This window comes from Actinomadura sp. NPDC000600, from assembly GCF_040492135.1.
GTDB lineage: Bacteria > Actinomycetota > Actinomycetes > Streptosporangiales > Streptosporangiaceae > Spirillospora.
In genome coordinates, this window is sequence record NZ_JBEUPD010000005.1 from 266,874 (window position 1) to 277,998 (window position 11,125).

An 11,125-nucleotide genomic window follows, 5' to 3' on the forward strand; every position below is an offset into this window, starting at 1 on the left:
AACGTGGAGGTGGCCGTGGACAGCGCGGAGTGGGATCGCCGGTACGCCGGCAGCGACCTGGTCTGGTCGGCCGGGCCCAACCGGTGGGTCGAGGAGGTCGCGGCGGACCTGCCGGCGGGGCGCGCCCTCGACCTGGCGGCAGGGGAGGGACGCAACGCGCTGTGGCTCGCCGAGCGCGGCTGGACGGTCACCGCGGTCGACTTCTCCGCCGTCGGTCTGGAGCGGGCCCGCTCGCTCGCCGAGCGGCGGCTCGGTGAGCACGCGGACCGGATCCGCCTGGTCGAGGCCGATCTACGGGAGTACACCCCGGCACGCCAGGGCGCCGAGTTGGTGATCGTCGCCTATCTGCAGGTCGCCGAGCGGTTGCGCCGCAGCGCCCTGCGCGCCGCCGCCGACGCGGTGGCCCCCGGCGGGCTGCTGCTCGTCGTGGCCCATGACAGCGACAACCTCGCGCACGGTGTCGGCGGCCCCCAGGATCCGGCCGTGCTCTACACCGCGCAGGACGCGGTGTCCGACATCGAGGGCCGCGGCCTCCAGATCGTGCGGGCGGAACCCAGGACCCGCGAGGTCACCACCGACGAGGGCTCCCGCACGGCCATCGACGCGTTCCTCCTCGCCCACCGCCCGTGACCTGCCCGATCACCCCGGTGAGCCGGCCGCTCAGGGCGGCCCCGCCCAGCGGGTGAGGCGGGCCCGGACCGCTGCCTCGTCGAGCGCGAAGTCCTGCGGGGTGTAGCGGTGGGCGCCCTTGGCGGTGCGCGGGTGGTCGGCGTGGTAGCGGTCGATCATGCCGGTGGCATCCTCGGGTTCGAGGCCCGCCGCGGCGTAGACGCGGTCGAGAACGGCGGCGGTGTCGTGGACGAGGTCGTCGTAGTCGATGTCGACGATCGTGAGGCTGCCGGCCCGGTCACCGGTGCGGAAGTCATGGGCGCGGCGGAGCCACAGTTCGGTCTGATCGGTCTGGAAGCGGCCGACGTCGGCGGGGTCGACGTGGTCGCTGTAGGTGGAGCGGAAGACGCAGAAGAGACTGGCCCCCGAGGCGACGGTCTGCACGATGTCGCGGTGCAGGAAGATCACGCAGGCGCCGGGGAAGGCTGCGGCCAGGCTGGAGAGCTCGGCGGTGTGGGCGGGGGCCTTGAGGAGCCATCGGCGGCCGTCGGCGTCGTCGAGCGTGGCCAGGACGTGCCGGTGGCGCCGGTAGGTGTCGGTGAGGTCCTGGCCGGCGAGCCAGCGGCTGTAGCCGTCCAGCCGGACGGTCGCGCTGAACCCCCAGTTGCGGAAGCCGGAGTTCATCGCGACGACGCATTCCTCGGGCAGGCGCGGGCCGTGGCCGTGGACGGTCGACAGAGCGGGGTTCAGCAGGTCCAGCAGGTCGTTGGCCGCCGCGCCGGCGTCGATGAGTTCCGCGCGCCGCTCGGCGTCCGCGCCGCGGAACTTCCAGGGGACGGCCAGTTCGGCGGGCAGCGGTGCGCGCAGGCGGGGGTCGGTCGCCAGCAGCCGGTACAGGAACGTCGTTCCGGTCCGCCACCCTCCGGTGATGACGACGGGGGGCGTGTCGAGCGGCCGGTCGGTGTGCCGGAGCCGGTCCATCGCGAGGCGGGCGCGGAGGCCGGCGACGGCCGTCCCGCGGACCATCCTGGTGCCGAGGGCGTTGAGGCGGCCGTCCTCGTCGGCGGACGCCAGGTAGCGGTCCAGCCCTTCGCGCCAGAGCGCGGGGTCGCCGAGCCCGGCGGGGTCGGCGTCGCGGAGCGCCGCGGCGATGACGGGTTCCGGGTCGAGCGCGTACGCGTCGGGCCGGGCGGCGCGGTCGGACTCGGCCGCGGCGTAGACCGCCTGGGCCTGCGGGGTCCGCTGGGGAGGGTGCCACGGCGTCATCAGGCGGTTCCCAGCTCGTCGATCCGGCGGACGCGGACGCGGGGCAGAGGCGGCGGGCGTTCGGCGTGCAGCCAGCGCAGGACGACGAAGCCGGACGGTCGGCCTTCGGTGTCGAGCCAGTCGACGTCCGGTCCGGTCTCCGGCGCCTGGGAGGCCAGGACGATCCGGTAGCGGCCGTCGCTGATCGTGGCGTTGGCGCCGGTCAGGGACACGGTCCGGTGGCGGTAGTCGAGAGAGTTGAGGTATCGGCTGTAGAGGAGGGCGTTCCAGTGCCGGCATGGGACGGTCTCGCCCTCGATGAGGAGCGCCTGGCCGGGGTCGAGTCTCCAAGCGCCGCGCAGGTAGTGGATGCCGGGTTCGGTGTAGGCGGCGCCTTCCGCCATCTCCGCCCAGTGGTGGACGGTGTTGGGTTCGACCTGCCTATCCACCGCCGCGAAGACCGCCGGCATCATCTCGACGGCCTTGGCGAGCCGCCGCAACCGGTGCCGGAACCGCGCGGCCTCGATCGGCGGCGGGGGCTGCGGCGCCGCCACCGGTTCGATGGCGCACCAGCCATGGCGATCGGTTTTGACGTCGTCGTGGAACTGGCGCACCCAGAGTTGCCCGTTGCCCTCGGGAAGCGGGAGCCACGCGCCCGCCTGAGGCCGCGTCCCGCCGACGAGCACGGAGAACTCCCCGGAAGGGCCGATGCCGAGCCGGTCGCCGTCGATGCGGGCCGCGGCCGTCGCTGTGCCGGGCCCGCCGGTGTAGGCGGTGATCGAGGTGTGGACGGCGTCGCCGGTGCTGCCGGTCAGGCGGTACCGCCGGTCGCCGCGCACGTCGGCGACCCAGTAGCGGGTGTCGGGGTTGTCCATGAAGAACTTCTGCCGCCAGCCGTTGAACGGGACGAGCTCCGGGCGCTCGCGGTCGACCTCGAACCGGGCGAGCTGGTGGTGCAGGCCGCGCAGCAGGGCCCGGTAGCCGTCGGCGCGCTCCTGCTCGGACAGGTCGGCGGCGGCGTCGTCGAGCCGCCGTCCCGCGGCCCCCAGCGCCTCGACCAGATCGGCCCAGGCCCGCCCGTCGGGACTCATATGCCGCCCTCGCCCGGTCCCCGGTCGGTCGCTCGGTGCGGCGTCCCCATGGCTCACCCTCGCTCCTGCCCGGTCTGGACGGCCGCCGGGCAAGGCGATAACTTACAGTTCGTAAGTTATCGGGGCAAGATGCGAGGAGCCACCGGACCATGACCGCACGCCGACGGCTGAGCGGCCCGCAGCGGCGCGCCCAGATCCTGGACGTGACCCGCCGGATCGTGGTCGAGCAGGGCTACCACGCGGTGAGCATCGAGCGGGTCGCCGAGGAGTGCGGCGTCACCCGCACCGTCATCTACCAGCAGTTCGAAAGCCTGCCCGGTCTCCTCGTCGCGCTCGTCGACCGCGAGATCGAGCATGCCTTCGCCGGCTTCCGGGAGGCGGCCGCCCGTCCCGTCCATCCGGACGAGGACCCCTTCACCAGCGCGCTGGCCGGAATCCTGGACGCCGTCGACGCGGCCCCCGCCACCTGGCGGATGTTCATGCTCCCCGCCGAAGGCGGACCTCCCGAACTCCACCAGCGGCTCGCCCGGGCCCGCGCCGTCACCCGCTCCCACCTCCACAGGATCACCGGCCATGCCGCCGATCCGGAACTGAGTATCCGCGTCCTGCACGCCGTCGCCGACGAACTCGTCCGCCTCCGCCTCACCGACCCCGACCACCACTCCACCGAACGCCTTCTGGCCCAGGCCCGCCGCGTCGCGCGGGCCACCCTGGGCACCGCCACCGCGCAGCCCTGATGCGGAGCATTCGTCCCGCAGGTCGAGCCCGCCGCCAAGGCAAAGCCTGGCGAGGCTGAACGACGCCGGCCCGGCGCGGTGAAAGAATGATCGGCATGGGACAAGTCGTGGTGACCGCGGAGAGAACGCTGGCAGCGAGCCCGGACCAAGTGCTCGGAGCGCTCGCCGACTACACCGGGGTGCGGTCCCGGATGCTGACGGAGCACTTCAGCGAGTACGAGGTGCGGGAAGGCGGTCAGGGCGAGGGCACGGTGGTGCACTGGAAGCTCGCGGCCACCAGCAAGCGGGTGCGCGACTGCCTCTTCACCGTGAGCGCCCCCGCCGCCGACCGCCTGGTGGAGCGGGACGCCAACTCCTCGATGGTCACCACGTGGACGGTCGCCCCGGCCGGCGGAGGCGCGCGCGTCCAGGTCGCCACCACCTGGGACGGAGCGGGCGGCATCGGCGGCTTCTTCGAACGGACCTTCGCCCCCAAGGGCCTGCAGCGCATCTACGACGCCCAGTTGGCCAAGCTCGACTCCGCGCTGAGCGCGTGACCGGTGCGCCGTAGGGGCCCGTCACTCCATCCCATTGTGGACGACTGCGAGCGGTCGGCGATATCTCTTTGGCCCGCCCGCCGCTGACGTGTTTCGCGTCCTGCGAGTAAACGATGAGCGAACACGCGGGACGGTCTTGAGGCTTCCATGCAGGGCCCGCGCGTGGCGCGGTGCGATGCGGTCTCCGAGCCGGAGGCTCCGCGAATATGGAGACGCCTCCGACGTGCATGGTTGTAATTTCAATTAAAGGCGCCATTCGTTCTGCCGACGGCGCCGAGTGGTCCACATTTTTGGCTGCATGGAGGTCTTTATCTTGGGTATTACGATATAGAGAGTGGTTTGCGGCGGGGGCATAAATGGAGTTACGGTCATGGCTCCCCTGATCGACGACGGGTTCTGATGACTTCGAATCGGCAGGCAGGACGGAACGGCTCCCGCGTCGCCCTGGTCTCCCTGGGGAGCGAGGTGGTCCGGTGCGGAGTGGGCGCCATGCTGCGCGAGCTGGACATGTTGGATGACGTGGTCGCCAGCGGCAGCTTCGACCACAGCATGGAGCTGCTGCACTCGGGCCGGCCCACGCTGCTGGTCCTGAACCACGGCGACGAGCCCCGGCAGGCGGAGAAGCTCGCGAGCACGGCCGTCGGCTTCGGCGTGCGCGTCCTGCTGATGTTGAGGGCCGCCACCGCGGAGGCGCTCGCCCAGGTGGCGAGCGTGCCCGCCGACGGCTACCTGCTGGAGCCGACGCTGACCCGCGAGGCGCTGGTGAACGCGCTGGGGGACCTGGAGAGCGGGCTGGTGCCGATTCCGCATCCGGTGGCGCGCAGGCTCCTCGCCGAGGTCGGGCCCCTCGAACCCGCCGAGCCCGAACCGGCCGCGGCGCCTCCCGCGCGCGGGGACGGCGAGCCCGCCACACTGACGGATCGCGAGATGGAGGCGCTGGCCCTGATGGTCGAGGGGCTGAGCAACAAGCAGATCGCGCGCCGCCTCGGCATCTCCGAGCACGGCGCCAAGCGGCACGTGGCCAACATCCTGGCCAAGCTCAACTGCTCGAACAGGACGCTGGCGGCCGCCGTCGCGCTCAGTCGCGGACTGGTTCGGGTCCCCGGGACCTCGCGGCGGGCCCGCCGCCGGTGAGCAGGGGCCGCTCCCCGGCCCCGCGGGCCAGGGCGGCCAGACCGCGCAGCGGGGCGCGCGCTTTGAGCAGCATCTCCTCGTACTCGGACTCGGGATCGGAGTCCAGCACGATGGCGCCGCCCGCGCCCACCGACAGGCGGCCCGGGTGCGCGACCACGGTCCGGATGACGATGTTGAGGTCGGCGGTGCCGTCCAGGCCGAAGAAGCCGATGGCGCCGGAGTAGAGGCCGCGCGCCCGCCCCTCCAGCCGGTCGATGATCTCCATGGTGCGCAGCTTCGGGGCTCCGGTCATCGATCCGCCGGGGAAGCACGTCCTCGCCGCCTGCACGGCGGTCACCCCGTCGTGCAGGCGGCCGCGCACGGTCGAGACGAGCTGGTGCACGGTCTCGTAGGACTCCACCGCCATGAAGCGCGGCACCCGCACGGTGCCGATGTCGCTGATGCGCCCCAGGTCGTTGCGGAGAAGGTCGACGATCATGAGGTTCTCCGCCCTGGTCTTGCCGGAGGAGGCCAGCTCGTCGCGCAGGGCCGCGTCCACGTGCGGTTCGGGGGCGCGCGGCGCGGTGCCCTTGATCGGCTTGGACTCGGCCACCCCGTCCCTGTCGACCTTCAGGAAGCGCTCGGGGGAGGAGCACAGGGCGTGCATCTCGCCCATGCGCAGGTACGCGGCATAGGGAGCGGGGTTGAGCCGCCGCTGGGCCAGGTACAGGTCGTAGGGCGAGCCGTCGAAGGGGATCTCCGCCGTGTCGGTCAGGCAGATCTCGTAGCTCTCCCCGGCGCGCAGCAGCCGCAGGCACTCCTCGATGTCCGCCAGGTAGCGCGCTCGCGGCCGGACGAGCCACGGTTCCGGATCGAACTCCACGCTCGGCCGGGGGGCCGGCCGCGCCCGCTCCCTCCGCCTGCGGCAGACGTCGGCCGCCCTGGCGACCCACGCCCGCGCCGCGGCGCGGCTCCCGCGCCCTCCGTCGGTCAGCGCGAGCGCCCAGGTCTCCCCGGCCTCGTGGTCGATCGCGACGAACCGGCTCGCCGACATCCAGACGGCGTCGGGCGAGGACGAGACCTGCGTCGCGGGGGCGCCGCAGTCGCGCTTCAGTTCGTAGCCGAGGTAGCCGACGTAGCCGCCGTTCAGGTCGAACGGAAGCGCCGGATCGCTCGGGACGGCCCGCGCCGCGATACGGGCGTCGAGCACGTCGAAGACCGAGGCGCGGACCGCGGACTCAGCGCCGCCGGCCCGTACCAGCACGCTGTCGGATCCCGGTGCGCAGCACAGGACCTCGCCGTGCGGTCCGCCCGCGTCGCCCAGGAAGGAGAAGCGGGACAGGCCGGGCTCGACCCGGCTGCTGTCCAGCCAGAAGGAGTACGGCTCGTCCGCGAACAGCTCGGCGAAGACGTCCTCTGCCTCGGAGACGCCGAAGACGCGCTCGGCCTCCAGCGCCCAGCGCGGCTCCTCCGGCGGTCGCGGAGCGAGGGCGGCGGCGCCCCCCGGCCTCGCCGTCCCGTTGTACTCCATGGCGAGGTCGCGGAAGTTGGACATCAGCTTCGGCCCGTACTCGGTGGAGACCGACTCCGGGTGGAACTGCACGCCCCACCAGGGCATCCGCCGGTGCCGCAGGCCCATCACGACCGAGTCCGCGGCCCATGCGGTGATCTCCAGGTCCTCGGGCGCGGGGGTGGCCACGCACAGCGAGTGGTACCGCACGGCCTGGAAGCGCTGGGGCAGACCGCGGAACAGGTCGCGTCCGCAGTGCCTGATCTCCTCCACGTGGCCGTGGACGGGTGCGGGGGCGGGCACCACGTCGGCCTTCGACAGCCAGGCCAGCGCCTGGTGGCCGAGGCAGACGCCCAGCGTGGGCAGCCCGGATTCGCGGATCAGGTCGAGCGTGATGCCGATGTCGCGCCGCTGCTGCGGGCGTCCGGGGCCGGGGGAGATGATGAGGGCGTCGAAGCGGCCCGGATCCAGCTCGGCCCAGCCGGGGTCGTCGTTGGGCATCACCACCGGCTCGACCCCGTAGGTCTGGGCGGCGAGCTGGAACAGGTTGTAGGTGTAGGAGTCGTAGTTGTCGACGATCAGTGTGCGCACGGCAGTTCCCAGAGGTTGAAGGCGGGCAGCACGGCGCGGTGCCGTACGGCCCGCCGCCAGTCCGCCGCCCGCGCCGTGACCTTGGCGGGCGCCGGGCGGCCGTCGGCGCCGATCCAGGCGCGCACCGGACGAAGACCGTGCAGTGCGTTGAGGGTCCAGGTCTCCAGCCCCGGCAGCTCGGAGAGATCGGCCTTCTCCTGCCGGACGGCGAACCGCCAGCACTCGGCCAGCCGCTCCAGATGCGTCCTGGTGACCGACGGGAGCACGGAGAGCCCGGCGTCGGGCACGCACAGCTCGTCGCCGCGCCACCACACCAGTGCGCTGTGGGCGGTCTCCAGTACCGTGCCCCCGCTCTCGTAGAGCACGGCGTCGTCTGCGCCGACCGCCTTGGCCCGCTCGCGCAGCGCGGCCAGGACGCGCAGGTCAGGGCCCTTGACCGCGGGCCGCGTGCGGGGATCCGGATCCGGCGGGATCCATAGCCTGACCTCCCCGGCGCCGGGGGCGGGCGCGGTTCTGGCCCAGAGGGCCAGCCGGGGCTCGGGGTCGCCGTACGCCTCGATCCTGGGGAACCAGCGGCCGCGCGGCGGCAGCCAGAGCCGCACCGCTTCCAGGAAGCGGTGGACGGTGGCGGGCGGAAGTTCGGGCACCAGGTCGGCGCAGGCGCGCAGGAACCGCTGCCCGTGCAGCGGCAGGTCGCGGACCCGTCCCTCGGCCACCAGCCAGGAGTCGACGACGGCGGGCTCGTCCGGCCGCCGGTCGGCCGCGGGCGTCAGGCCGGACCGCTCGCTCCACACCAGGCGGGAGTCCGGCATGGTCACCACCTTCCCTCGCGCACCGCGAAGCGGCGCAGCTTCCCGGTCGGGGTACGCGGCAGTCTCGGACGTAGCTCCACGCTGCGCGGCACCTTGTAAGCGGCCAGCCGGCGCCTCGCCAAGGCGATCAGCTCGTTCTCCAGTTCGGCCGGGTCCGCTTCCCGGCCGGGCACCACGAAGGCGCGCAGCTTGCGTGCGCCGTGCTCGTCGGCGATGACCGCCACCGCCACCTCGGACACCGCCGGGTGCTCGGCCAGCACGCGCTCGATCTCCAGGGGGGAGACGGTGATGCCGCCCACCATCTCCATGTCGTCGTTGCGGCCGCAGTGCTTCAGCGCGCCGCCGTCCACGTGTTCCGCCAGGTCCCCGGTGCGCAGCCAGCCGCCGCGCAGTGCCAGGGAGGTCTGCTCGGGGCGGCCCAGGTACTCGGCCATGACCGAGGCGCCCCGCACCCATATCTCTCCGCGGCCCTGCGCGACGGGGGCGCCGCTCTCGTCGCGCAGCACGATCTCGTATCCGGGCAGGGGGCGGCCGATGGTGCCGGGCTCGTTCCGCCAAGCGGTGTTGGAGCAGAAGGCGTGGCCGACCTCGGTGGAGCCGAGCTGGTCCAGCACCGGGGCGCCGAGCAGCTCGCGGGTCCTGGCGCCGAGGGCTGTGGACAGGGACTCGCCGGCCGAGACCGCGAGCCGTACCGAGGAGAACGCCGCGGGCGGGCATTCGGCCGCCATGTTGGCGTACGCGGACGGCACGCCGTACAGGAGCGTCACACCGTGCCGGGCCACGGCCTCGGCGATCTCCGCCGGCGCGGGCCGATGCGGCAGCAGCACCGCGGAGGAGCCGGAGAACAGCGGGAAGACCAGCGCGTTCCCCAGGCCGTAGGCAAAGAACAGCTTCGATATCGACAGCGTCACATCGTCGGGTCGGACGCCCACCACGCCGTCGCCCGCGGCCCGCTGGTAGAGCAGCGGGTCGGCGTGGCGGTGCAGCGCCGCCTTGGGGGTGCCGGTCGTGCCGGAGGTGTACTGGGCGTACAGCGGCGTGTCGCCGGTGACCTCGGCGGCCGGCCCGGAGGGGGCGCTCGCGGCCAGCCGCATCAGGCGCTCGCCCGTCAGGGCGGCGCGGCGGTCGAAGCGGTCGATGAGGCGCTCGTCCGCCACCACGAGGCGGGCCCGGCAGTCGTCGGCCATGAAGGCGTGCTCTTCGGGGATCAGGTCGGGGTTGACCGGGACCGCCACCGCGCCGAGCCTCGCGGCCCCGAGGAACGCCGTCACCCATGCGATGCCGTCGCCCGTCGCGATGAGGATCCTGTCGCCCGGGCGGACGCCTTGGCCGGCGAGGACCGAAGCGGCGGAGGCGGCGAGGGCGTGCACCTCGCCATGCGTCCAGGAACGTTCCGGGGTGTGGAAGGCGGGGCGCTGCCCCCAGCCCTCCCGCAGAGCCTTGGCGGCCAGGTGCGCCGCGTAGTTCGCGGGCGCGGGCCCGGCGGTCGTCCGCCCACCTCGCTCCGGGGCGGTCGGCGCCTGCACGGCGGTGCGGCTGGGCGGGACCTCAGGCATGGCGGGACCTTTCTGGCACGGCTGCGCGGGGGCGGCTCGGCAGGTCGAGGGGGGCGACGAGGAAGGCGCCGTCCACGGGACCCACCGGCCACCAGCCGCGGGCGACCAGCTCGGCGAGCGCGTCGTCGCGGTCGCCGGTCAGCGCGTCGGCGACCAGGGTGCCGAGGAGCCAGAGGACCGCACCGGACATCGCCAGCGCGTCGGCGTCGCCGGGATCGGCGGGCCGCAGCCGCGGGGTGGCGACCAGCATCGCCACGTGCTCGGCCAGGTCCAGCCGGTCCTCGCGGCCGGCGTCGAGGAGCCTTCGCCGGGCGTCGTGCCGGCGGCGCTCCAGCCGGGCCAGCCAGCCGCCGTCCACCCGGTCGAGGAGGGGCGCGGGGACGTCGTCCACGACCCGCACGGGCTCGCCCGCCACCGCCACCGGGAGCTGGTCCTTGTCCCGCCGCGGAATGTTCGCACCGTCTCCCCGGAGGTGCTCGGACACGCCGTCGAGCAGCGCGGCGACGCGCTCGCCGCCGGGGCCGAGGTCGCGGGCCAGCCCCTCGGGCGGGGCGCTCAGTTCGTAGTACCGGGCCATCGCGTCGGCACCTCCGGGTAGTCCAGTCCGAGGTCGTCGCACAGCAGCGCCCGTGTGCGGCGGACGAACTCCGCCCGCGCCTCGTCGTTGGTCAGCCGTTTGATGCCCCACCTGCGGAAGACCTCGTTGTTCCGGGACTCGCTGCGGCCGAAGAAGGGCAGGGTCATCGCGATGAGGCGGTGCGCCGAGGAGCGGACCTCCTCGCGGGCGTCCGGGTCGGCGGCCAGCCGCTTGGCGCTCGTGGTCCCGAACCGGACGTGGAAGCGCTCCTCCGGCATCAGCGACCGGCAGAGCCGGCGCAGCGGCAGGTACGAGCACTCGCAGAGGTCCTCCATCAGGACGACCTCGGCGAGATCCACGATCGCCTTGGTCATCACGTATCCGGCCCACGACCCCACCTGGTAGTCGAAGACCGAGAGCGGCGGACGGTCCCCGGCGTCCTCCAGCCCCAGCTCGTTCGCGAGCTTGTTGAACTTTAAATGGTGACCGTACTCCTCCATGGCCATTCTGCAGGCGAGCCACTTCTCGCGCGGAGTGGGAGCCAGGGAAATGGACGGCTCATCGAACACCGCCGCCCCGGTCGCCTCATTTCGCACATGGCTGTTGATGATCTTTCCGAGCGCCGCGACGTACTCGTCGCCGAGCGCGTGCGCCTCCGCGGCGTCCTGGGCTTCCCGAGTGAGTGCCGGCGGCATGCCCCTCCTTCCGGACGTCATCGACGGAAGCTATGGAGGGGTCGGAGCGGAGG

11 protein-coding genes are annotated in these 11,125 nt (G+C 73.2%); 4 read left to right on the plus strand and 7 right to left on the minus strand.

Translation table 11 applies throughout. From position 1 onward, the window contains the following. Positions 1-15: 15 nt before the first annotated feature. Complete coding sequence (locus tag ABWI07_RS10255; protein ID WP_353818359.1) at positions 16-630, plus strand: class I SAM-dependent methyltransferase; 615 nt, start codon at positions 16-18, stop codon at positions 628-630. Positions 631-660: 30 nt separating this feature from the next. Here the strand turns inward: ABWI07_RS10255 and ABWI07_RS10260 are convergent, their stop codons facing one another. Both ABWI07_RS10260 and ABWI07_RS10265 read right to left on the minus strand, forming a co-directional pair. Then, complete coding sequence (locus tag ABWI07_RS10260; protein WP_353818360.1) at positions 661-1,875, minus strand: sulfotransferase family protein; 1,215 nt, start codon at positions 1,873-1,875, stop codon at positions 661-663. Then, the gene (locus ABWI07_RS10265; RefSeq protein WP_149261365.1) at positions 1,875-2,945 is read right to left on the minus strand and encodes a DUF1214 domain-containing protein; all 1,071 of its coding nucleotides are present in this window, start codon (positions 2,943-2,945) and stop codon (positions 1,875-1,877) included. The genes ABWI07_RS10260 and ABWI07_RS10265 overlap by 1 nt, the downstream gene beginning before the upstream one ends. Positions 2,946-3,094: 149 nt before the next feature. On the opposite strand from ABWI07_RS10265, the gene ABWI07_RS10270 reads away from it, so the two are divergent. The 3 genes from ABWI07_RS10270 (at position 3,095) to ABWI07_RS10280 (ending at position 5,352) form a co-directional block, all read left to right on the plus strand. Then, the gene (locus ABWI07_RS10270; protein ID WP_353818361.1) at positions 3,095-3,682 is read left to right on the plus strand and encodes a TetR/AcrR family transcriptional regulator; all 588 of its coding nucleotides are present in this window, start codon (positions 3,095-3,097) and stop codon (positions 3,680-3,682) included. A 95-nt stretch (positions 3,683-3,777) separates the two neighbouring features. Then, entirely contained in the window at positions 3,778-4,218 is a 441-nt protein-coding gene (locus ABWI07_RS10275) for an SRPBCC family protein (protein ID WP_149261366.1), read from the plus strand. Between the two features lie 399 nt (positions 4,219-4,617). Continuing rightward, the gene (locus tag ABWI07_RS10280) at positions 4,618-5,352 is read left to right on the plus strand and encodes a helix-turn-helix transcriptional regulator (protein ID WP_149261367.1); all 735 of its coding nucleotides are present in this window, start codon (positions 4,618-4,620) and stop codon (positions 5,350-5,352) included. Here the strand turns inward: ABWI07_RS10280 and pabB are convergent. From pabB to ABWI07_RS10305, 5 genes are read right to left on the minus strand one after another with little or no spacing between them, the layout of a single operon-like run. Beyond that, positions 5,297-7,432 carry an aminodeoxychorismate synthase component I gene (gene pabB, locus ABWI07_RS10285; protein WP_353818362.1) on the minus strand — a complete coding sequence of 712 codons (2,136 nt, stop codon included), beginning with the start codon at positions 7,430-7,432 and terminating at the stop codon, positions 5,297-5,299. The two genes, ABWI07_RS10280 and pabB, sit on opposite strands and share 56 nt — an antisense overlap. After that, entirely contained in the window at positions 7,420-8,244 is an 825-nt protein-coding gene (locus ABWI07_RS10290) for an aminotransferase class IV (RefSeq protein WP_353818363.1), read from the minus strand. Before ABWI07_RS10290 ends, pabB begins: the two co-directional genes overlap by 13 nt. Positions 8,245-8,246: 2 nt before the next feature. Continuing rightward, positions 8,247-9,800 carry a benzoate-CoA ligase family protein gene (locus ABWI07_RS10295; protein ID WP_353818364.1) on the minus strand — a complete coding sequence of 518 codons (1,554 nt, stop codon included), beginning with the start codon at positions 9,798-9,800 and terminating at the stop codon, positions 8,247-8,249. Beyond that, positions 9,793-10,377: a hypothetical protein gene (locus tag ABWI07_RS10300; protein WP_149261371.1), complete on the minus strand. Its 585-nt coding sequence runs from the start codon at positions 10,375-10,377 to the stop codon at positions 9,793-9,795. Before ABWI07_RS10300 ends, ABWI07_RS10295 begins: the two co-directional genes overlap by 8 nt. Beyond that, a complete protein-coding gene (locus tag ABWI07_RS10305) occupies positions 10,356-11,072 on the minus strand; it encodes a Phenylacetic acid catabolic protein (RefSeq protein ID WP_149261372.1) in 717 nt (238 codons plus the stop codon). The genes ABWI07_RS10300 and ABWI07_RS10305 overlap by 22 nt, the downstream gene beginning before the upstream one ends. Between the last annotated feature and the right edge of the window lie 53 nt (positions 11,073-11,125).

Bases quoted from the DNA above. Each gene is read 5' to 3' on its own strand.
- ABWI07_RS10275 (WP_149261366.1), top strand. From the start codon at position 3,778: ATGGGACAAGTCGTGGTGACCGCGGAGAGAACGCTGGCAGCGAGCCCG.
- ABWI07_RS10265 (WP_149261365.1), bottom strand. From the start codon at position 2,945: ATGAGTCCCGACGGGCGGGCCTGGGCCGATCTGGTCGAGGCGCTGGGG.
- ABWI07_RS10305 (WP_149261372.1), bottom strand. From the start codon at position 11,072: ATGCCGCCGGCACTCACTCGGGAAGCCCAGGACGCCGCGGAGGCGCAC.
- ABWI07_RS10290 (WP_353818363.1), bottom strand. From the start codon at position 8,244: ATGCCGGACTCCCGCCTGGTGTGGAGCGAGCGGTCCGGCCTGACGCCC.
- ABWI07_RS10260 (WP_353818360.1), bottom strand. From the start codon at position 1,875: ATGACGCCGTGGCACCCTCCCCAGCGGACCCCGCAGGCCCAGGCGGTC.
- ABWI07_RS10280 (WP_149261367.1), top strand. From the start codon at position 4,618: ATGACTTCGAATCGGCAGGCAGGACGGAACGGCTCCCGCGTCGCCCTG.
- ABWI07_RS10300 (WP_149261371.1), bottom strand. From the start codon at position 10,377: ATGGCCCGGTACTACGAACTGAGCGCCCCGCCCGAGGGGCTGGCCCGC.
- ABWI07_RS10295 (WP_353818364.1), bottom strand. From the start codon at position 9,800: ATGCCTGAGGTCCCGCCCAGCCGCACCGCCGTGCAGGCGCCGACCGCC.
- ABWI07_RS10270 (WP_353818361.1), top strand. From the start codon at position 3,095: ATGACCGCACGCCGACGGCTGAGCGGCCCGCAGCGGCGCGCCCAGATC.